Raw genomic sequence first — 21,769 nt, 5'->3', positions numbered from 1 at the left:
CCGACAAGCAGGTGGCGGCACTCGTCCACGACGCCGCTGCCGCCCCGTCGATGCACAACGCCCAGCCCTGGCGTTTCCGCTACCTCCGGCACACCCGCACCGTCGAACTGCATGCCGACCTCGAGCGCACCATGCCGCATGCCGACCCCGACACCCGCGGCCTCCATCTCGGCTGCGGCGCGGCCCTGTTGAACCTGAGGGTCGCCGCCGCGCACGAGGGCTGGCACCCGGAAACCACGCTGCTGCCCGACCTCGCCGACCGGTCCCACGTCGCCAGCGTGCGGCTGACCGGTCACAGCGACGGCGGGACAGACCTCGGGGCGCTGTACCCGGCGATCCACCAGCGCCACAGCAGCCGCCACCCGTTCGAGGAGAGGGAGATCCCCGAGGCCGTACGGGAGGCTCTCACCGCCGCCGCGCACGCCGAGGGGGCGACGCTGGCGTTCCCCACCGCATGGCATCTGTGGGAGGTGCTGGAACTCTTCCAGGAGGCCGAAGCCCGCAACGTCACCGACCCCGGCAGCGACCAGGACCTGGCCCGCTGGACCGTCGGTGACGCCCTGTCCGCGGGCGCCACCGGTGAGGGCGTTCCGCACTACGCGTACGGGCCGCGCAAGCGTGGGGGAAAGGCCCCCATGCGGGACTTCGCGGGCTCCCGGCGGGTGGCGGGACGAGACGCCGCCGACTTCGAGCAGACCCCCCAGTTGGCGCTCGTCAGTACGGTCCACGACCGCCCGGAGGACTGGCTCCGGGCCGGACAGGCCATGGAACGCGTCCTGCTGCTTGCCACCCTGCACGGTCTGGCCGGCTCCTTCGCCGCCCAGCCCCTCGAATGGGCCGACCTGCGCTGGCCCCTGCGCGACCCGTCGACCGGGACGGGCCACACCCAGATCGTGCTCCGCCTGGGCTACGGCCCCAGGGGCCCGGGCACGCCCCGCCGCCCGGTCTCGCAGGTGCTGGACATCGAGCCGTGAGGGTGCCCACCGCCCGGATCACTCCTGCTCCGGCCGGTCCCCGGCGGCGCGGTCCGCGCCGCTGAGCCTGGCCTCGACGCCGATCACGCCCTCGACGGCACGGACGAGGCGTTCGGCGACCCAGGCGAGCGAGGGGTCGTGGACCTTCCCACGCAGGGTGACGATCCCGTCGTGCGAGGACACGTGGATCGTGTGCCTCAGTGAGGGGAAGAGGTACGACACCACGGTGCGGCGCACTTCCTCCTCGATCTCCTCGTCCGACCGCAGAAAGACCTTCAGCAGGTCGCCGCGGCTGACGACGCCCGTAGCCGTCCCGCCTCATCGACGACCGGCAGACGCTTGACGTGCTCCACGGCCATGATCCGGGCCGCCTCGGCCAGGGTGGCGTCCGGATGGACCGTGATCGCGGGGAAGCATGACCTGCCCGGCGGTCACCGCTGCCGCCTCGGCGGGGCCCGCCGAGCGCTCCGGCTGCTCGGTACGGTGCGCTTCCGCCTCCGGCGCGCCGGGGCTCTGCGAGTACGGGTTGTCGCTGCGCCACCGCAGTCAGGGGCGGTCACGGGGGTGTGAGCGTACGCCGCCGCGTCGGCGAGCTGCGGATCGGCGTGCCGACTCGGCGCAGTCACCGCTCCGGATGCCGAGGACCAGGTCGCTGTCATCCGTGCGTCATCCGTGTGCGTCCGACCGGCCGGCCTCGCCGACCGAGCCGGACACGCGTACCGCGGTGACCTTGTACTCGGGGCACGACGTGACGGTGTCCGCGTAGTCGGAGGTGAGGCGGTTCACGCCGCTCGCGGGGAAGTGGAAGGAGCTGAACACCTGGCCGGGTGCGGTCTGTTCGCCGACACGGGCCACGAGCCGGGCCCGGCCGTGCCGGCTCTCCACGGTGATCTCGGCGCGGTCCCGTACGCCGTACCGCGCGGCGTCGTCGGGGTGAAGGTCCAGGTGGTCGACGGGATCGAGTGCGAGGTTGCCGCCGCGGCGGGTCATGCTGCCGGAGTTGTAGTGCGCCCAGCGCCGGCCGGTGACCAGGAGCAGCGGGTAGTCGTCGTCGGGTTGCTCACCGGGCGGGAGATAGGGGGCGGCGCAGAGCTGGGCCCGCCCGTCCGGTGTGGCGAACCGCTCCTCGTACAGCTTCGCCTCCCCCGGGTGACCGGGGTCGGGGCACGGCCATGGCACGGCGGGCTCCCGGTCCAGCCGGTCATGCGAGAGGCCGGCGAAGGCGGGCGCGACCCGGGCGCATTCGGCCAGGGCGTGGGCCGGAGTGGGGCAGCCCGGATCGGCGCCCATCGCGGCGGCGACGGCACGCACGATGTCGAAGTCGCTCCGTGCCTCACCCGGCGGAGCCACGGCGGGGCGGACCCGCTGGAACCGGCGGTCGAAATTGACGAAGGTGCCGTCCTTCTCCAGCCAGGACGCGGCAGGCAGGACCACGTCCGCATGGCGCGCGGTCTCGGACAGGAAGAGTTCGTTGCACACCACGAGCGGGCACGCCCGAAGGGCTTCGGCCACGCGGTCGGTGTCGGGGTCGGTGGCGCAGACGTCCTCGCCGATGACCCACAGCGCCCGCAGTTCCCCGGCCCGCGCGGCGGCGAACATGTCCGGAATCCTGAGACCCGGACGTCCCGGAACGCGCTCACCCCACACAGCCTCGGCCCGGGACCGGGCGCGGGCGTCGGTCACCTTCCCGTAGCCGGGCAGCAGGTCGGGCAGCGCGCCCATGTCCGAGGCGCCCTGGACGTTGTTCTGGCCGCGCAGCGGATTGACGCCGTAGCCGTGGTCGGTGCCCACGGCGCCGCGCAGGATCGCCAGGTTGGCCAGCGCGCGCACCCCGTCCGTGCCGTGCAGATGCTCGGTGACGCCGAGACCGTAGACGATGGCCGGCCGCTCGGCCCCGCCGTACAGCCGCGCGGCGGCGACCAGGTCCGCGGCGGGCACCCCGGTGATCTCCGCGGTCCGGCCGGGCGGGTAGTCCTCCAGCAGGTCGATGAGCTCGGGCAGTCCGGTGGCCCGCTCACGCAGGAAATCCGCGTCGGCCCGTCCCTCGGCGATCAGCATGTGGGCGAGTCCGTGGAAGAGCGCCACGTTGGTGCCGGGCCGGGGCCGCAGATGCACGTCGGCGTGGAGGGCGAGGCCCACGGCGCGGGGGTCGACGACGACGAGCTCCGCCCTTCGGCGCAGCACCTGCCGGAGCAGTCGCGCGCCGACCACCGGGTGGGCCTCGACGGGATTGGCGCCGACCACGAGCAGGCAGTCGGACCGCTCCACGTCGTCGAAGCTGTCGGTGCCGCCGGAGAGGCCGAAGGAGGCCGTGAGGCCGGCGGCGGACGGGGAGTGGCACAGACGGGAGCAGTTGTCGACGTTGTTGGTGCCGATGACGGTCCGCATGAACTTCTGGACGAGGTAGTTCTCCTCGTTGGTGGCGCGGGCCGAGGAGATCGCCGCCACGGAGTCCGGGCCACCGTCCCGGACGGCCGCGCGCAGCCGTCCGGCGACGTACCCGAGCGCCTCCTCCCAGCTCACCGGCTCCAGGCGGCCGTCGCGCCGCAGCAGGGGCCGGGTGAGCCGTTCGGGAGAGGTGAGATATCCGTGGGCGAAGCGGCCCTTCACGCAGGCGTGCCCCTGGTTCACCGGCCCGTCCCGGGCGGGCAGGACCGCCGCGACCTCGCCGTCGGAGGTGACGACGTCGAGGGCGCAGCCGACGCCGCAGTATCCGCACGTCGTACGCGTCGCTGCCGGCCGGTGGGCGGAGGTGAGACCGCGGCCCGGTCCCGGCTCGGTGATCGCGCCGGTGGGACAGGTGTCCACGCACCCGCCGCAGGCCACGCAGTCCGACTCCGCCCAGGGCCCGCCGTTCCCTGGAGCGACCACGGTGTCGGCGCCCCGGCCGGTCAGCGTCAGGGCGAAGGTGCCCTGCACCTCGGAGCACATGCGCACGCACCGCCCGCAGGCGATGCAGAGGTCCCGGTCCAGCTGCACGAAGGGGTGGGAGTCGTCCCCACCCCGGCCTCCGACGGCCCGAGCCGTGTCGGGGGCAATACCCGACGACCGGCACACCTCGGCCAGTTCGCTGGCATTGTCCTGGGCCAGGGCACGGGGCGGCAGAGCGGAGGCGATGAGCTCCACCGCGTCCCGGCGCAGCTGCCGGAGATCGTCGGCGGCGGCCTCGACATGCGCTCCCGACGCGGCCGGGGTCACGCAGGCCGCCACGACCGTCCCGTCGGCCCGCACCAGACAGGTACGGCACGACCCGGCCGGGCTCAGCCGGTCGTCGGAACACAGCGCGGGCAGCTCGACACCGGCCGCCCGTACCGCCGCGAGCAGCGAGACACCCTCCGGAACGACCACGCCCGCGCCGTCGATCTCGACCCGAAGCCCGCTCTCGCCCCGGGTCATGACTCCCACCCCGCCAGTCGCTCTCCGTAGACGCGGGCGAGGCTGCGTACCGCGAGTGGGACGCGCCGCCCGAAGGCGCACAGACTCGCCTCGGTCAGCACGCGCCCCAGCCGTGTCCACTCAGGGCCGGGCGGGGAATCGGCGGACGCCAGCTCCAGGCCTCGACGAGAGCCCACCCGGCAAGGGGAACAGGCGCCACAGCTCTCCTCCGCGGCGAACTGCCAGACGTGCCGCAGCGCTTCCCGCGGGGTCACCCGCCGGTCGAAGGCGACCAGCCCGGCATGGCCCAGCGCGGCACCCCGGGACGCGAGGCCGGCCGTGGTCAGCGGCACGTCCAGTGCGTCGGGGCCGAGGAAACCACCCAGCGGACCGCCGACCTGCAACGCGGCGAGTTCGTAGTCGTCCTTCAGACCACCGCCCAGCTCGGTGACGATCCGCAGCAGCGAGGTGCCCAGCTCGACCTCGTACGCCCCCGGCCGGGCGAACCGCTCCGACAGGCAGACCAGCTTCGTCCCGGTCTCACCTCGCGTACCGCGCCGGGCGTAGGCCTCTCCGCCACGGGCGATGATCCAGGGTACGGAGGCGAGGGTCTCGACATTGTTCACCACCGTCGGCGCGCCCCACAGACCGCGCCGGGTGGGGTAGGGCGGACGGGGCCGGGCACAGCCGCGGTCCCCCTCCAGACCCGCGATCAGCGCGGTCTCCTCGCCCGCGACATAGGAGCCGGCGCCCGTGACCACCTCGATGTCGACGCTCGTGTCCGTCGCGTGCACGGACCGGCCGAGGTGCCCGTCGGCGTACGCCCGCCCCACCGCCTCCCGCATCCGCGCCAGCGCCCGCGGATACTCCGAGCGCACCAGAACCACACCCCGGTCGGCCCCGCACGCGAAGCACGCCAGGGCCAGGCCCTCCAGCACCCGTTCCGGCTCCGCCTCCATCAGCAGCCGGTCGGCGTAGGAGCCGGGATCCCCCTCGTCCCCGTTGGCCACGACGACGGTGCCGGGGCCCCGGCCGGCAGCCGCCCACTTCGAGGCCACCCGGAATCCCGCGCCGCCACGTCCGCGCAGCCCGGATGCCGCCACCTCCAGTTGGACCTCGTCCGGGGTGCCTGCCGTGACCACATGCGGCCACACCTGCCACGGGAGCGCCCCGGCGACCACCCCTCCCAGCAGTACCGGGTCACCGGTGTCGTCAGCCGCGGGAATCGCCGGGGCCCGCGGGGACTCGCGTCCGGCGAGCTGCGCGGCAAGCCCCGGGCCGGCGTGGGGCGTGTCACCGTCGAGCGCGGCGGGACCCGCGTAGCAGTACCCCAGACAGCGGACGGCCTGCAGGGAGGTCTCGCCGCCGGGTGAGGCCATGCCCACGGTGACGCCCAGCTCGTGTTCCACCTCGGTGAGGTGGTGACCGGCCTCTGCGGCGAAGCACGCCGTCGCCGCACAGACGCGGACATGACGGCGGCCGTGCGGGGCGGCGAGGTCCGCGTAGTAGCCGGCCGGCCCGAGCGCGGCCGCAGCAGGAAGGCCCATGTCGCCGGCGACGGCCGGAGCCCAGGTTTCGGGGCCGTCCGGCGTTGCCGCCCTGGCTTCTGCCAGCGACTCCATCAGCCGGCGTCCCGGCCGGCCGCGCCGGTCGGCCAGGGCCCGGAACGCGTCGAAACGGTCCGCGGGGCCCACGGCAATCATGACCTCATCGTGGAACCGGCGGCCACGGACCGCAATCCGAGCAGCGGTGCCGTCTGCGCGGGGAACTGAAGGCCCGAGGCCCGTTCACTGCTGTTCGTCGCGGCCACCCGCGCCCGCGACACCCTGCGGATCAGCCGGTACGGCAAGCCGAGCCCGTATCTGCCCAAGCAGAGGTGTGCGTGACCCTCGGGCCCCCCGACGAACCCCGCCCACGCCTCACGTGACAGACACCTGGGCATCCCGTACCGCACCGGCCCGCACGATGACATCGTGCTGGTCCTCGGTGAGCTGACCGCCAACGCGGTACGGCACGGCCACGTCCCCGGCCGGGACTTCCATCTGCTCCTGCACGGTCTGGGCGGAGTGCGTGTTCGCAACTCCCATGTGAGCTCGGGATCCCGGTGGAAGAATGTGCCGAGATGACCTCCAGCGACTACTCTCCGTTCGCCCACCTCACCGTCCCCAACGCCCCCCTCTACCGCCAGGTGATGCGGACGTTCCTCGCCGCCAAGGAGCGGTTCGCGGTGCATCTGCGGCCGGAGGACGTGTACGCCGCCCTGGACGAGAGGAGCAGGCCCACCGACCCGGAGGCGGTGACGCAGGCGCTGGACAAGCTCGTGGAGTGGGGCAACCTGCGGGCCGATCCGGACCACGCGCGGGTGACGGCGGTCGAGGACTTCTACCGCAGGCGGTTCATCTACCAGCTCACCCGGGCCGGTGAGGCCGCCGAGGCGGCGCTGGGGACGTACGACGAGGTGCTGGGGCGGCGCGGGGAACTCCAGGCGGTCGCGCTGCACGACATCGTCACGCAGCTGCGGGCGCTGCTGGTGATCGCCGCGGAGGACGAGCCCGACGCGGCGAAGACGTACGTCGCCCTGTCCGTGCTGACGGCGCGGTTCACCGATCTCGCCGACAACGCCCGCGCCTTCATGGGCTCGCTCCAGCGCACCATCGATCTGCACGACATCGAGGTCGAGGCGTTCCTCGCCTACAAGGACCGGCTGATCCAGTACCTGGAGCGGTTCATCCAGGACCTCATCACCCTCGGCGGGCGGATCGCCCTGCTGATCGGGGAGCTGGAGGAGCAGGAGCGGGTCGGTCCGCTGCTGCGGCTCGCCGCCGCCCGCGAGGCCGCCGACGCCGCTCCCGAGGACGCCGAGCGGGCGGAGGCCGTGGCGTACGAGCGGTGGGCCGCCCGGTGGTCCGGGCTCGCCGAGTGGTTCGTGTCGGGGGAGGGGCGGGAGTCGCAGGCCAGGCTCCTGCGCGGGCGGGCGCTCGGTTCGATCCCGCAACTCCTGGCCGTCGTACGGCAGCTCAACGAGCGGCGGGCCGGACGCTCGGACCGCTCGGCCGACTTCCGCACCCTGGCCCGCTGGTTCGCCCAGGCGCCGGACGACGCCGCACGGCACCGGCTGTGGCGGGTGGCGTTCGGGCTGCACTCCTCCCGGCACCTCACCGTCGACGCCGACACCCTCGCCGAACGGACGGCTGCCCCGGAGCCGGCCTCCACCCCGTGGAGCGCGGCACGACCGCTGAAGATCAGCCCCCAGCTGCGCCGCACCGGCAGTTATGAGCGGCGAGGCAAGCCGCGCCGGGTGGCCGACCGGGGCGAGGCGAAGCGCCGGCTCGCCGAGATCGCCGCCCGGCAGACGGAGGAGACCAGGCGGGCCCGGGACCGCCTCGTGACGGACGGGCCGGTGCGGCTGTCCCGGCTCGGCGGACTCGACCCGCACGCCTTCCAGTTGTTCCTGCGGCTGCTCGGCGACGCCCTCGCCACCTGGCGGCCGGGCACCATCACCACCGTCGCCACCAGCGGGGACGGTTCGATGGAGATCCGGCTGACCGCCCTCGACGACGGATCGACAGCCGAAGTGCGCACTCCCGACGGTGTGTTCAGCGGTCCCGACCACCTGATCGACATCGTCGACCTCACGGCGGGGCAGGGCGCCCCCGGTGCCGCACCGGCATCGGCACCCGTTCCCCTCCCCGCCCCGCGTCGGGACACCGCTCCCCGGCTCACGGAGGACCGATGAGCGGCCCGCTCGCCGAAGTCCTGGACGGCCAGCGGCAGGCCGACCTCCAGAAGGCCGCACGCGCCCTGCTGAAGGAGCCGCTGCTCACCGCCGACGGACCGTACGCCGACGAGTTCCGGTTGGTGCGCCGGCACACCGCCGAGCTGCGGGAGTGGTTCGAACGGAACGTCGGCTGGACGCTGCGCACGGACGCCGAGGCCGCACGGCTGCGCAAGACGCCGGGCACCCTCACCGACGCCACGCACCCGGCGCGCGAGGCCGCCCGCAGCGCCCTGCCCTTCACCCGCCGCCGCTACGTCCTGCTCTGCCTGGCCCTGGCCGCACTGGAACGGGGCGAGTCGCAGGTGGCGCTCGGCCGCCTCGCCGAGCAGGTCGTCCTGGCCGCCGCCGATCCCGAACTCGTCGCCGCCGGGATCACGTTCACTCTGGAGCGGCGCGACGAGCGCCTCGACCTCGCGGCCGTCGTCCGCCTGCTGCTGCGGCTCGGGGTGCTGCGGCGGGTCGCCGGCGACGAGGACGCCTACGTCAGCGGATCGGGCGACGTGCTGTACGACGTACGGCGGCGCGTGCTGGCCGGCATGCCCGCGTCCCTGCGCGGTCCCTCCATGGTCGAGGCCGAGAGCTTCGAGGAGCGCCTGGTGGAGATGACCGCGTGGACCGTGCTCGACAGCGACGAGCTCAGGTTCCGCGCGGTCCGCTGGAAACTGACCCGCATCCTCCTGGACGACCCGGTGCTGTACTACGACGCCCTGACCGACGAAGAACTGGCCTACCTCACCCGGCAGCGCGGTTTCATCACCGCCCGCATCAACGAACTGACGGGACTCGTCCCGGAGACCAGGGCCGAGGGCATCGCCATGGTCGACCCGGTGGACGACCTCACGGACGCGCGCATGCCGGAACAGGGCACCCACGGTCACGTCACCCTGCTGCTGGCGGGGCACCTGGCCCGGGCGCACGCGCCCGTCGAACCGGCGGAGCTGGCGGCCCGCGTACGTGAACTCGCGGTGGAACACGGCGGGTTCTGGTCCAAGTCGGCGAGGGAACCGGGCGCGGAGCCGGAACTCGTCGAGCAGGCGCTGAACAAGCTGGTGGCGCTGGGACTCGTCGAGCGGACCGAACGGGGCGTCGTACCCCGGCCGGCCCTCGCGCGGTACGCGGTCGGCGAGCCCGTCGTCGGGGAACCCGGCCGGACCCGCCGGGCCGCCACGGCCGAGCAGCCCGTACAACCCGCGCGGCCCGTGCAACCCCCCATGCAATCCGTGCAGGACGAAAGGTGAACCGCCCCGTGACCGCGCTCCCCGGCCCCGAGTCGCCCGGCCCCGCGCTCCCCGCTCCCGCGCCCGGCCGGTGGCGGCCCCTGCGCATCGGACTCGTCGACCTCTTCCACTACGACGTCGAGGAGTTCTGGTTCCGCGACGGCCGGCTGCTGCTGCGCGGCAACAACGGCACCGGCAAGTCGAAGGTGCTCGCCCTCACCCTGCCGTTCCTCCTGGACGGCGACCTCTCCGCCCGCCGGGTCGAACCCGACGGCGACCCCGGCAAGCGCATGGAGTGGAACCTCCTCCTGGGCGGCGCGCACCCGCATCCCGAACGGCTCGGATACACCTGGATCGAGTTCGGACGACTCGACGGCGGCACGGGCGAGGCGCACTTTCGCACCCTGCTGTGCGGACTCAAAGCGGTCGCCGGACGCGGTATCGCCCGCCACTGGTTCGCGGTCACCGGCCAGCGGGTCGGCGCCGGCCTCGACCTGCTGGACGCGACCGGGACGGCACTGTCCCGGGACCGGCTCGCCGAGGCAGTCGGCGTACACGGCATGGTGTACGACACGGCGAAGGCCTACCGCAGGGCGGTCGACGAAGCCCTGTTCGGGCTGGGGGAGCGGCGCTACGGCGCCCTCGTCGACCTCCTGATCCAGCTGCGCCAGCCCCAGCTGTCCAAGCGCCCCAGCGAGGCCGCCCTGTCCCGGGCTCTGACCGAGGCGCTCCCGCCGATGGACCAGGCGGTCGTCGCCGACGCGGCCGAGGCGTTCCGGTCGCTGGACGAGGAGAAGGAGGAACTGCGGGCGGCCCGCGAGGCCGAACAGGCGTCCTCGGCGTTCCTCGACCACTACCGCCGCTACGCCCGCCTCGCCTCCCGGCGCCGCGCCCGCCTGCCCCGCCGCGAACACGCCCGGTACGAGAACCTGCAACGGGAACTCGCCAGGGCGCAGGCGGACCGGGACCGCGCCCTGGCGGACCGCGAGGAGGCCAGGGAGAGGGGCGCCGCCCTCGACGAGCGGGCCGCGCGGCTGGCCGCTCAGGACGCCACGCTGCGGTCCCGGCCCGAGATGCGCGACGCCCGCGCGCTCGACCGGGCGGCGGACGACGCCTCCCGCACGGCCGCGGAGCTGAAGCGGGCCGAGGCGGACCGGCGTACGGCGGCCGAGGCGCACACCCGGGCCCTGGGCCGGCTCGCCACCGCGGACAACCGGCTCACGGCAGCCCGGGAGGCGCTGGACGGCATCCGGGACCGGGTGGCCGAGAGCGCCGCGGCCGCCCGGCTCGACGTCCCCAGGACGGAGGGAGCCCCTGACGCGGTCCTGCGCCGGGAGGCGGACGACGCGACCGCGAGCAGGCGGCGCGCCGTCGAGCACGTGGCGGAGCTCGTCACCCGGGCCGAGCAGGCCGAGGAGCGGCACCGTGCCGCCCGGCTGCGCGCCGACGAGGCCGACGAGGAGGCCGTGCACGCCGAGGAGCGGCTGGCCGAGGCGGAGGAGGACGTCGCCCGGGAGGGGCGGGCGCTGGTCACGGCCGTGCGGGAGAGCCTCTCCGGGTGCGAGGAGCTGCGGGTGCCCGGGCTGCCCGGGGTCCTGGACGCCGTACAGGACTGGGCGAGCTCTCTGGACGGCCCGATGCCGGCCCGTACGGCGGCGGGCGAGGCGCATCGCGCCGCCGCCTCCGGCCTGGCCGACCGGACGGCCGGCCTGGCCCACCGTGGGGTGGCTACGGCGGAGCGGCAGCGGCTGGCGGCGGAGGAACTCACCGCCCTCGAAACAGGTCGGCAGCGCGGCCCCGCGGCTCCCCCCACGCGCACACCCGGCGTGCGGGACCGGGGCCCCGGCGCTCCGCTGTGGCGGCTCGTCGACTTCCGTCCGCACGTCACCGGGGCCGACCGCGCGGGACTGGAAGCCGCGCTGGAGGCGTCGGGGCTTCTCGACGCCTGGGTGCGGCCGGACGGCTCCGCGACCGCGGCGGACGGCCATGACGTACTGCTCGACCCGGTCGGACTGCTCGGCGGGACCGGCCTCGACCGCGCGCTGTGCCCGGCGGTCGACCCCGCGGACGCGGGGGCCGCAGCCGTGGGGGAGGAGACGGTGGCGCGTCTGCTCGCGTCGATCGGGCTGGCCGCGGTCGGCGATGACACTCCCGGCGAGGCCTCCTGGGAGGCCGGTGGCCACGACACCTGGGTGTGCGCGGACGGGCGTTTCCGCGTCGGGGCGCTCACCGGGAGCTGGGCCAAGGACAGCGCCCAGTACGTGGGGGAAGGAGCACGGGAACAGGCACGCCGCGTCCGCATCGGGGAACTGCGCGCCGAGATCGACGGTCTGACGGCGGAGCGGGAGCGACTGGCCGAGGAGTCCCGGGCCGTGGCCGGGCGCCGTGCCCTGCTGGACGCCGAACTCGCCGCACTGCCCGGCGACGACGACCTGCGGCACGCCCACGCACGCGTCACCGCCGCGGCCGAGGCGGTCCGTCGCGCCCGCGCCCGGCGGGACGAACGCGCCGCGGAACTGGCTCCGGCGGCGGAGCGGGCCGAGCGTGCGGCGGCCGAAGTCGCCGACACCGCGGCGGCCCTGAACCTCCCCACCGACCACACGGCACTGGGCGCCGTTCGCCAGGCGCTCGCCGACCACACGGCCCTTCTGGCGGCCCTGTGGCCCGCACTGCGCGAACGCGCGGAGGCCGAACGCGCGGTGACCGGGGAGCGGGAGGAGACCAGCCGGGCCGACCTCCTCGTGTCCGAACTCGCAGAGCGCGCCGCGGAGGCGGCTCGGGCCGCCGCGGCGGCGGACGAACACCTCGCGACGCTCCGCTCCACCGTCGGTGCTGCCGTCGCCGAGCTGCAGAGGCAGCTGGAGGAGACGGCCGAGGCGGCCCGGGTCTGCGAGCACGGGCAGCGGCAGGCCCGGGCGGAGCACGGTGACGCCGACCGGCGGGCCAGCCGCGCCGAGGGACGCATCGAGCGGCTCGCCGAGGACGTCACCGAGGCGACCGCCGCGCGGGAGGAAGCCGTCGCGGCGCTCCAGCGGTTCGCCGCGACGGGCCTGCTGGCCGTCGCGCTGCCCGACATCGCCGTACCGGACGACGGCGCAGGGACGTGGGCGGCGACCCCCGCCATCGTCCTCGCGCGGGCCGTGGAGTCCCGGCTCTCCTCGGTCGACGACACCGACGCGGCCTGGGAGCGTGTGCAGAAGCGGCTGAGCGAGGAGTTCGGCAGGCTCCAGGACGCCCTGTCGCGGCACGGCCACACCGCCACCGCCCGCCCGAGCGAGGACGGCATGCGGGTCGACATCGTCTACCAGGGCCGGGAACGGGCCGTGCCGGAACTCGCCGAGGCACTGGCCGTGGAGGTCGCGGAACTGACCCGCATCCTGTCCGCGCGCGAGCGCGAGATCCTCCAGACGCATCTGATCACCGAGGTCGCCGGGACGCTCCAGGAACTGATCGGGGCGGCCGAACGGCAGGTGGCCGCCATGAACAGGGAGCTGGAGGAGCGCCCGACCTCCACGGGCATGAAGCTGCGGCTGGTGTGGAGAGCGTCCCGCCGGGCCCCGCAGGGACTGGCCCAGGCCCGCGAGCGTCTGCGCCAGTCCGCCGACGCGTGGTCGCCCGAGGACCGGGCCGCGGTCGGCGCCTTCCTCCAGGAGCAGATCGCGGCCCGGCAGGCCGACGACAGCGCGGGCAGCTGGCTGGAGGACCTCACCGCCGCCCTCGACTACCGCTCCTGGCACGAGTTCGGCGTCGAACGCCACCAGCACGGCAAGTGGGTACCGGCCACCGGACCCGCCTCGGGAGGGGAGCGGGTGCTGGCCGCGTCCGTGCCCCTGTTCGCGGCCGCGTCCTCGCACTACGCCAGCGCGGGCGGCGTGTACGCCCCGCGCCTGGTCACCCTGGACGAGGCGTTCGCCGGCGTCGACGACGACTCGCGCGCCAAGTGCCTGGGTCTGCTGCGCGCCTTCGACCTCGACGTCGTCATGACCAGCGAACGCGAATGGGCCTGCTACCCCCAGGTGCCGGGCATCGCCATCGCCCAGCTCTCCCGCGTCGACGACATCGATGCCGTACTGGTGACACGGTGGGAATGGGACGGCAGCGAACGGCGGCGCGGCACGGAGCCCGGTGCCCGGGCGGATGCGTTCGCGGCGGCTGCCGGTACCGGCTCCGGCGAGGAGGCCGACGCACCGGTGAGTCCTTCCGATGAGCCGGGGCGGACCGCCGTCGCCGACAGCTCCGGCGGACAGGGGGCGCTGTGGACGTGACCCTTTCGGCGACGCCGCCTGAGCACGAGAGAGGCGGGGCGGCGGCCGGACGTACGACACCGGCAGAAGCCCGGACCGACGTCGATACCGAGCGCCTCGGACGCCTGCTCGGCGAGCCCGGACTTGCCTGGTTCGTGGACCGTGTGCGGCAGCGCATGGCACGCGAGCGGCCGCTCACCGGTTCCGTCACCTTGTCCGACCCCGATGAAGCCCAGCGACGCGCCGCCGAACGCCTGCTGGGACGGGCACCACGATCCAGCGGCTCCCTGAGCATTCGCCTCGCCACCGTGGACGAGATCCTGCGGCGCTCCGGCGTCAGCCCCGACGGACTGGCGGCGGCCGTCGTTGTCCTCGCCGGCCCGGTCGTACTCCACGGCGAGACACGGAACAGGGAGGAACGGGCCTGGGAGGAGGCGTACGCCCCGCTCGGCATCCTCGACGGGGAGCTGGCCCGCTGGGCCGAGCGGATCCGCGGTGACGGTCTCGTACGGCGCCTCGCCCGTACGCCGGAGGCCGCGGGCCCCCTGGTGGAGGCTGCCGTGCGTGCGTTGCGTGTGCTGCCCGCGTCACCGCCGATCTCGCGGGCGACGTTCGCGGCACGGAACCTTTCGGGTGCCCATGCCCTGGACGAGGGGACGCCGCTCGCCACGCTCGTTCTGTCCGGAATCCGTTGTCTCACCGGCTTCCCCGACGGCTTCGGTGCGCAGTGGCGGCGGGAGGCGTGGGCCTCGGCGGGCCTGCTCAAGGACGACCTGTCATCGACCGTCCTCACCCTCAACCTGCGCGGTACGCCGGCCCTCGACTGGATGGCCGAGGCGGGGGAGCCGGCGGTGCTGACGCTCCGCTCCCTCACCGGTCGCGCACCGGTCGCCTCCGTTCCGACGGCATGCAACGTCCATGTCTGCGAAAACCCGGCCGTACTGTCCGGCGCCGCCAGTACTCTCGGCCCGACGTGCCCTCCGATGGTGTGCCTTCAGGGGCAACCGTCGGCCGCCGCGCTCACCTTGCTGCGTGACCTGTCGATGCGGGGAGCCCATCTTCTCTACCACGGCGATTTCGACTGGGGTGGTGTCCGCATCGCCGCAGCACTGGCACGTAGCGTCCCTTGGCGGCCGTGGCGCTACACGGCCGCCGACTACCGAGCAGCAGTGACCGCCGTGGCCGAAGCCCCGGAACTGACGGGCCCGCCCGCCGCAACTCCCTGGGACCCGGCCCTGGCCCTCGCTCTCACCGAGTGCGGTGTCCGGGTCGAGGAGGAAACGGTGTTGGACGACCTGCTCACAGACCTTGCACCCAGGTCCCGCTGATGTGCACGGCGTCTTTTTCTCGGAACGTTCAGATGTCCCGGAAGAGACCAGTCAGCGCGGTGACCTGCGACGTTATACGGCCGTAGGTCGCTGACCTGCACGAATGATCTTTCGGATGTTTCACGCTCGTACCCGTTGATGCAGCCGGAAGTCCCAGAAAAGTCCCAGGGAACTCCCGCTGCCCCCAGTCAATCTTTCGGCTCTACGCAGGGCGAGTCGGCGCGGTGTGGGCTGCTGTTGACCCGGCTTCCAAAGATGCCGCGCACACCTGAACCCACGCCGGAGGCGCTCCAGTCGTATCTCAAGGGATGGAGCCCCTACGGACCGGAACGGCGGGACGGACTGTGAGGTCAACGCTTCCGTCGACGTCGGCCCCGGCCTGCAGCCGCTGCCCCAGCCACCGTCGCGCCCGCCGTCGCCGTTTCCGTCTGTCTACCGGGCCGGTCGGCGGCGACCACAAGGGCGGCCAGGCCCGTGGTGACCGGCACCGACGCCACCAGGCCGATGGAGCCCACCAACGTGCGCACGATCTCCTCGGCCACCAACTCACTGTTGGCGACGTTGCCCACGCTGCTCTGGGCGATCGAGAAGAGCAGCAGCAGCGGCAGCGCGGCACCGGCGTAGGCGAGGACGAGTGTGTTCACCACGGACGCGATGTGGTCGCGGCCGATGCGGATGCCGGCCCGGTACAGCCCGCGCCAGCCCATGGACGGGTTCGCCTCGTGCAGTTCCCAGACCGCCGACGTCTGGGTGACTGTCACATCGTCCAGGACACCGAGCGAGCCGATGATGATGCCGGCGAGCAGCAGACCGCTCATGTCGATCGAGGGGTACAGGCCGTGGATCAGGCCGGTGTTGTCGTCGGTGTTGCCGGTGAGCGCCGCCCAGTCGACGAACCAGGAGCCGAGGAAGCCGATCAGCAGCAGCGAGATGAGTGTACCGAGGACCGCCACTGACGTGCGGGCCGAGAGGCCGTGACACAGGTAGAGCGCGATCAGCATGATGGCGCTCGACCCGATCACCGCCACGAGCAGTGGGTCGGAGCCCTGGAGGATCGCGGGCAGGATGAAGAAGTTCAGGATCAGGAAGCTGGCGGCCAGTGCGACCAGCGCCATGACGCCGCGCATCCGCCCGACGACCACGACGGCGACCGCGAAGATGATGGCCAGCACCGTCAACGGGACCCGGCGGTTGACGTCGGTGACCGAGTACTGCAGGTCCTTCGGCGCGGAGGGCTCGTAGGCGACGATCACCTTCTCGCCCTGCTCCAACTGCCGTGACTGGTCCGGCTGGACGATCTCGGTGAAGGTACGGCCCTTGTCCTTGCCGGTGTCCACACGGATCGTCGCCTTCTTGCAGGTGCCGCTCGCCTGCTGCTGTGCGGAGGATCCCTCGGCCGTGGAGGTGTCGCCGGTCGGTCTCTCGCTCGAGGCGTTCACCGACGCGCAGCTCACCTCTACGACCTTGGTGACCGTGGCCTGCTGGGTCTGCCGGTCGAAGCCCACCCCGGTGCGCTCGTGCGCCGGTGCGCCACCGGGCCACAGCACCACGAGCCCGACCAGCACGGCGGCACCGAACGGGATGAGGATCGCCGCGATGACCTTGCGCAAATGCTTCGAGACAGGCGCGGCGGGCCCGTGACTGTGACCGTGCGCGTGCCCGTGACCGCCGGCACCCGCTCCGGAGTCGTGGTCGGGGTCATGTCCGTTGCCGGTCACCTTGCGCGCCCGTTGTCCATCACGGGGATGTGCCCGTGGCCTGTGGCCGAAGACGGGGAATGGCCCGCGCCGGTATCGGGTCCGTAGCCGGGGTGAGGTGCCGACTCCCAAGGGGTTCCGTACTCGCTCGCGCGGCCGTCCCCGGCCGGCGGCCGCTTGCCGACCCCGTTCCGCTCTCCTGCGCTCTGCCGGTCAGCGGCTCCCATGCCGTCCGTCTCCCTCGCGGTTGTCCCTACCCCCCTCCGGAGCCGGGCCTGCGCGGCGCCTCTGACGAAGGGTACGGGAACGGCTGCGTGTGGTCGCAGCCTCGATCACCGCGAGATGATCGGGGGCGCTCTGTTCCCCGCAGGTCAGTGGATGCGACCGGGCTGCGTCGACTGGGTCAACGCTTTTCGTACGGGTCCGACGGCGCCTCGACCTGCCTGACCGTCTTCGCGTCCAACACTGGGGGCCAGGCAGCCGACGACCCCAGCCCGCCCTTGGGCTGCCAGGTGCCTGTCACCGTCACCCAGGTGTCGGTCGCCGGTCTGTCCGCGCCGAGGATCCGTACCTTGGTCGTCGTCGCGTCGGCCGCGCAGCAGGAGACCAAGAGCCGGGTCACGTACCAGGCGCCGACGTCTCCATGTGTGGCGAATCCGGTGAGCCGGACCGTTCGGCCCTTCAGCGAGCGTCCGCTGTCGTAGGGCGCGCGCGAGGTGAAGGCGGCGACGGTCAGGTACACAGGATCGCCGGCCGGCAGCGCCGAGGAACGTGCCGACGCCCCGCGCCGCGCGCTGGGCGTCCTCGCGGGCCGCGCTGTAGGAGCGAAGCGCGGGCGGCGGAAAGAAACGGGAAGGTGCGGGGTGTGGTTGACCAAGCGGGCGGAGTCGCCGACGACGGCGATGCTGCTGATGTTGTGCAGGAGGGCGGCGACGACGGGGTTGAGGGAGCCGCCCGCGGCGGCGGGCAGGTCGGCGAGGGCAGTGGCGTCGTGGGTGCTGTCGCCGATCATGGCGACCGTGTGGCCCTCGTCCTGGAGGTCGCGGATCAGCTGGTGCTTGGCCTTCCCGGCAGGGCATGTGCGTGGACTTCGGCGATGTCGAGGGCGACGGTCTGGGCGGCCTCGGGAGCGTCGCCGGGCAGCAGGATGATCGGCTGTACGCCGAGGTCGCGCAGTCGCCTCAATTGTGTTTCTTCTGCCCATGTGTGAGGCATTTCTTCTGGCCGGTGCTGAGCCGGTGCTCAGGTGGGTTGCGGGGTCGCTCTCCCCGCTCCCCGGCGTCGCGTTCGGCGGTTGCCCGTCAGCCTGCACACGACGTAGATGGTGAAGGAGACCGTCGTGACGTAGGGGCTGATGGGGATGCTGCTGCCGAGGGCGAGCAGGATGCCGCCCTCGATCGACGTCACGGCGAAGACCACGCTGAGCAGCGGTAGCAGGACCGGTGAGGCGGTGATGCGGGCGGCGGCAGCGGCGGGGGTGACGACGAGGGTGAGGACCAGCAGGGCGCCGACGACCTGCACGGACAGGGCGACCGTGAGTCCGAGGACGAGCATGAAGGCGAACGACAGTCCTCGTATCGGCACGCCGCGGGCCTCGGCGACGTCGGGGTCGGCGCTGGCGAAGGTCAGCGGGCGCCAGATGACGGCGAGGGTGACGAGGACGAGGGCGGAGGTGCCGAGCAGCCAGTTCATCTGCGGGGTGTCGACGGCGACGATCTGGCCCGTGAGGAGGCCGAACTTGTTGGCCGCCCGGCCTTTGTAGAGGGCGAGGAAGAGCACGCCGAGGCCGAGGCCGAAGGGCATGAGGATGCCGATCGCCGAGTTGCGGTCCCGGGCGCGCGCCCCGAGCACGCCGATCGCTCCGGCCGCGACGAGGGATCCGACGATCGAACCCGCCACGATGTTGACCCCCATCAGCAGTGCGGCGGACGCCCCGGCGAAGGACAGCTCGCTGATGCCGTGCACGGCGAAGGGCAGGTCGCGCATGATGACGAAGACCCCGGCCAGGCCGCCGATCAACCCGAGTGCGGCGCCGGCGATGAGGGAGTTGCGGACCAGCGCCAGCAGTTCGGTGTAGTTGTCGAAGGCGAAGATCTGCTGCCAGATCCCGTCGGCGAACGTCATGGTCGCGCTCCGTCGGTCCGGTGGGTCTGGGGGGCCGGGTGGTGCGGCGGCGGGGCGGGCTCGTCGGGTGCTCCGACGACCACGACCCGGTCGCGCACACGGACGACGTCGACATGGGTGCCGTACAACCGGGACAGCGACTCGGAGGTCAGCACCTCCTCCGGTGTCCCGGTCCGGTGGCCGCCCCTGGCCAGGTACAGCACTCGGTCGACGAGGCCGAGCACCGGGTTGATCTCGTGGGTCACGAAGACCACCGCCGTGCCGTGGGAGCGACGCCGGGCGTCCACGAGTTCGGTGACGGCCCGCTGGTGGTTGAGGTCGAGGGAGAGGAGCGGCTCGTCGCACAGCAGGATCCGCGGGTCGGTCGCCAGGGCCTGCCCGATGCGCACCCGCTGCCGTTCCCCGCCGGACAGCATGCCGAGGGGGACGTCGGCGTACGCCGAGGCCCCGACCGCCTCCAGGATCTCGTCCACCTGGCGGCGGACGGCGGCCGTGCGCAGCCTCGGCCCGAAGCGGTGTCCGTCGATCCCGAAGCGCACGAGGTCGCGGGCGCGCAGCATCGCGTGGGCGGACAGGTCCGCCTGTTGCGGGACGTAGCCGATGTGCCGGCCGGCCTCGCGCGCGGGCCTGCCGAGGACGGTCAGTGTTCCGGCGGACAGTTGCAGCCGGCCCAGCAGGGCCCGGACGAGGCTGGTCTTGCCCGACCCGTTCGGCCCGAGGACGGCCAGGAACTCACCGGGCCGCACGTCGAGGTCGAGGCCCTGCCACACCACCCGCTCGCCGTATGAGAGTGCGGCATCGCGCAGGCCGATCACCGGGGCGCCGCCGGCGACACCGGTCTCGGTGCCGCTCCGGCGGGCCTGGGGCAGGGAAGCCATGTCCGGCCGCCTCACTTGGCCAGCGCGCTCGCGAGCGCGTCGACATTGCCCGTCATCCAGCCGAGGTAGTCCTCGCCCTTGGGCAGCGTCTCGGTCACGGGCACCACGGGAATGCCGGCCGCCTTTGCCGCGCTCTCGACCTTCTCCGTCTGCGGGCCGGAGGTCTGCGCGTTGTAGACCAGGGCCTTGACCTGCTTGCCGCTGTACAGGGCCAGGGTCTCCTGGAGGATCTTCGGGGAGACGTCGTCGCCCTCCTCGATGGCCTCGCTGAACTCCTCGGGCGTCTTGTTGACCAGGCCGCTCGCCTCGGTCATGTACAGCGGCACCGGCTCGGTGATGCCGATGCCGTCGCCGCCGTGCTCCTTCTTGATCTGCGCTTCCTTGGTCTCCAGCGGGGTGAGCTTGGACTTGAAGGTCTCGGCGTTCTTGGTGAAGTCGGCGGCGTTGGCGGCGTCGGCCTTGCCCAGGGTGGTGGCGATGCTGTCGGCGATCTTCGCGACGGTGGGGAAGTCGTACCAGACGTGCTCGTTGAGCTCGCCGCCCTCGGGCGCGGTTTTGCCGGAGATCTTGACGGCGTTGATCACTTCGGCGGAGGAGTGGCTGCTCTTCAGCATGCGGTCGATGAAGTCGTCGTAGCCCCCGCCGTTCTCGACGACGACCTTCGCTTTGGACAGGGTCAGCTGGTTCTGGGTGTTGGCTTCGTAGGAGTGCGGGTCCTGGTCGGGGTCGCTGACGATCGAGGTGACGTCGACGTGCTCGCCGCCTATCTGCTCGACGATGTCGCCGTAGACGTTCGTCGAGGCGACCACCGCGATCTTGGATGTGGACGACGCGGCCGAATCCGAGGCGGAACTCCCGTCGTCGCCTCCGGAGTCCGACGAACTGCCGCAGCCTGCCAGCAAGGCCAGGGAGGCGCCGGATATCAGCGCCAGGCAACGGCGGGACGGGGACGTGCGCATGGGTCCTCCACGACGGGTGGGAGCGGGAGCTATCAGAACAGATCACGAGAGATCGGGTCAGCCGGTCGAAGCCGGACACGTACCCACGCTAGATGAAAATGAATGTCGGGACCATGGCTGGATCTGATCGATATGAAAATCGTTGCCAAGGCTTGACGCATCGGCCGTGCGCGAGGGATTCACCTACGGATCGGAACCGCCTGCTACCGGAGGCGCATGCCCCACTCCTGGCCGGGCGGGTCGGGGGCCGGGTCCGGCTCTGCCGCTCGGCAGCGGTCGCAAGTCCCCGTGAGTTCCACGGTGTGCTCGACCTCGGCGAACCCGGTGGCCGCCGCCACGTCGTCCGCCCAGCGTTCGACGGCGTCCGCGTCCACGGGCAGGCTGACGCCGCATCGGCGGCAGACGAGGTAGTGCCGGTGCCCGTCGGTGGGGCGCGGGCGGTACAGCCGCTCACCCGTTCTCTCCCGTACGACGTCGACGCGCCCGGTCCGCTCCAGCGCCCGGAGGGTCCGGTACACCGTGGTCAGTCCGATCGTGACACCGTCGGCTTGGAGGGTCGCGTGCAGTTCCCTCGCGGACGCGAAGTCGGGGCAGCCGCGCAACGCGCCCAGAACCGCGAGCCGTTGCCGGGTCGTACGCCAGGCCGGCGGCGACTGTGCGGCCGACGGGTCGTGCATGACGCGGACCTCCCGGGCGGCTGGAGACGATGCGCGGTACACCGGCACCGTGCGGCGGACGCCTCATGTTATAACAATGGAAACCATTTTCAATAGCTTGGGAGAGGGGCGCGAGCGTGGTCGACCCCCTACGCGGCCGTGGAGGCCGTCCCGTCAACCGCCCTTTCGCTCTGGTCGTCTGCTCGTCGTGCGGCCCTGTGCCGGACGGGCTCTTGGGTGCGCTGCGTCGCGCCGTCCAGGGCAGCCCCCACGGGGTCATGGTCTCCACCGGCTGCTTGGGCGCGATCCTGTGCTGCCGCCGAGGTCGCGGCCTGCATGCGGCGGTGCAGCCGTGCACGCCGGACCGAAGGCCCGCCGGGACCGTCGTGCGGCTCGGCCCGCTCGTCACCGAGGCCGACGCGGAGACGGTCGGCGCCTGGCTGGGGGCCGGAATGCCGGACGACGGCACGCTGCCCGCCCGGCTGTGCGCGGGGCCCGCCCCGCGGCAGGTCGCCCACCTCAACTGAGGTCGGGGCTTC

Annotated in this window: 14 protein-coding genes and 3 pseudogenes; 7 read left to right on the top strand and 10 right to left on the bottom strand. The window is 73.0% G+C overall.

Annotation, left to right across the window (positions count from 1 at the left end):
- Positions 1-50: 50 nt before the first annotated feature.
- On the top strand, positions 51-974 hold the full coding sequence (locus tag U5640_RS08995) for a nitroreductase family protein (protein WP_340385016.1): 924 nt from the start codon (positions 51-53) through the stop codon (positions 972-974).
- Between the two features lie 18 nt (positions 975-992).
- On the opposite strand, the pseudogene U5640_RS08990 reads toward U5640_RS08995, so the two are convergent.
- The 3 genes and pseudogenes from U5640_RS08990 to U5640_RS08980 form a co-directional block, all read right to left on the bottom strand.
- Positions 993-1,424: pseudogene (locus U5640_RS08990) on the bottom strand (CBS domain-containing protein); the annotation flags it as partial.
- A 216-nt stretch (positions 1,425-1,640) separates the two neighbouring features.
- Entirely contained in the window at positions 1,641-4,370 is a 2,730-nt protein-coding gene (gene fdhF, locus U5640_RS08985; RefSeq protein WP_340375261.1) for a formate dehydrogenase subunit alpha, read from the bottom strand.
- Positions 4,367-6,052: an NAD(P)H-dependent oxidoreductase subunit E gene (locus U5640_RS08980; protein WP_340375260.1), complete on the bottom strand. Its 1,686-nt coding sequence runs from the start codon at positions 6,050-6,052 to the stop codon at positions 4,367-4,369. The genes fdhF and U5640_RS08980 overlap by 4 nt, the downstream gene beginning before the upstream one ends.
- Positions 6,053-6,286: 234 nt before the next feature.
- On the opposite strand from U5640_RS08980, the pseudogene U5640_RS08975 reads away from it, so the two are divergent.
- From U5640_RS08975 to U5640_RS08955, 5 genes and pseudogenes are all read left to right on the top strand, one after another.
- A pseudogene (locus tag U5640_RS08975) lies at positions 6,287-6,400 on the top strand (ATP-binding protein); the annotation flags it as partial.
- A gap of 71 nt (positions 6,401-6,471) precedes the next feature.
- Positions 6,472-8,085, top strand: a complete 1,614-nt coding sequence (locus tag U5640_RS08970) for a TIGR02677 family protein (protein ID WP_340375259.1) — start codon at positions 6,472-6,474, stop codon at positions 8,083-8,085.
- Complete coding sequence (locus U5640_RS08965; RefSeq protein ID WP_340375258.1) at positions 8,082-9,365, top strand: TIGR02678 family protein; 1,284 nt, start codon at positions 8,082-8,084, stop codon at positions 9,363-9,365. Before U5640_RS08970 ends, U5640_RS08965 begins: the two co-directional genes overlap by 4 nt.
- An 8-nt stretch (positions 9,366-9,373) precedes the next feature.
- Positions 9,374-13,609 (top strand): TIGR02680 family protein, encoded by a 4,236-nt coding sequence (locus tag U5640_RS08960; protein ID WP_340375257.1) that lies wholly within the window; start codon positions 9,374-9,376, stop codon positions 13,607-13,609.
- On the top strand, positions 13,600-14,916 hold the full coding sequence (locus tag U5640_RS08955) for a TIGR02679 family protein (protein WP_340375256.1): 1,317 nt from the start codon (positions 13,600-13,602) through the stop codon (positions 14,914-14,916). The genes U5640_RS08960 and U5640_RS08955 overlap by 10 nt, the downstream gene beginning before the upstream one ends.
- A 350-nt stretch (positions 14,917-15,266) precedes the next feature.
- Here U5640_RS08955 and U5640_RS08950 read toward each other — a convergent pair whose 3' ends face one another.
- From U5640_RS08950 to U5640_RS08920, 7 genes and pseudogenes are all read right to left on the bottom strand, one after another.
- On the bottom strand, positions 15,267-16,634 hold the full coding sequence (locus U5640_RS08950) for a YibE/F family protein (protein WP_340375255.1): 1,368 nt from the start codon (positions 16,632-16,634) through the stop codon (positions 15,267-15,269).
- A gap of 382 nt (positions 16,635-17,016) precedes the next feature.
- A pseudogene (locus U5640_RS08945) lies at positions 17,017-17,458 on the bottom strand (TIGR03943 family protein); the annotation flags it as partial.
- A gap of 202 nt (positions 17,459-17,660) precedes the next feature.
- Positions 17,661-17,798: a hypothetical protein gene (locus U5640_RS08940; RefSeq protein ID WP_340375254.1), complete on the bottom strand. Its 138-nt coding sequence runs from the start codon at positions 17,796-17,798 to the stop codon at positions 17,661-17,663.
- Between the two features lie 57 nt (positions 17,799-17,855).
- Positions 17,856-18,737, bottom strand: coding sequence for a metal ABC transporter permease (locus tag U5640_RS08935; protein WP_340375253.1), 882 nt, complete (start codon positions 18,735-18,737; stop codon positions 17,856-17,858).
- Positions 18,734-19,615, bottom strand: a complete 882-nt coding sequence (locus U5640_RS08930) for an ABC transporter ATP-binding protein (RefSeq protein ID WP_340375252.1) — start codon at positions 19,613-19,615, stop codon at positions 18,734-18,736. The genes U5640_RS08935 and U5640_RS08930 overlap by 4 nt, the downstream gene beginning before the upstream one ends.
- A gap of 11 nt (positions 19,616-19,626) precedes the next feature.
- A complete protein-coding gene (locus U5640_RS08925; protein WP_340375251.1) occupies positions 19,627-20,574 on the bottom strand; it encodes a zinc ABC transporter substrate-binding protein in 948 nt (315 codons plus the stop codon).
- Between the two features lie 203 nt (positions 20,575-20,777).
- Positions 20,778-21,251, bottom strand: coding sequence for a transcriptional repressor (locus U5640_RS08920; protein WP_340375250.1), 474 nt, complete (start codon positions 21,249-21,251; stop codon positions 20,778-20,780).
- Positions 21,252-21,463: 212 nt separating this feature from the next.
- On the opposite strand from U5640_RS08920, the gene U5640_RS08915 reads away from it, so the two are divergent.
- Positions 21,464-21,757 (top strand): hypothetical protein, encoded by a 294-nt coding sequence (locus tag U5640_RS08915; RefSeq protein ID WP_340375249.1) that lies wholly within the window; start codon positions 21,464-21,466, stop codon positions 21,755-21,757.
- Positions 21,758-21,769 lie beyond the last annotated feature (12 nt).

Source organism: Streptomyces sp. SS7 (assembly GCF_037993025.1).
In the GTDB taxonomy this organism is placed as follows: Bacteria; Actinomycetota; Actinomycetes; order Streptomycetales; family Streptomycetaceae; genus Streptomyces.
Note: the sequence above shows the minus strand (reverse complement) of the source record. Positions and strands in the feature narration are given on the sequence as shown.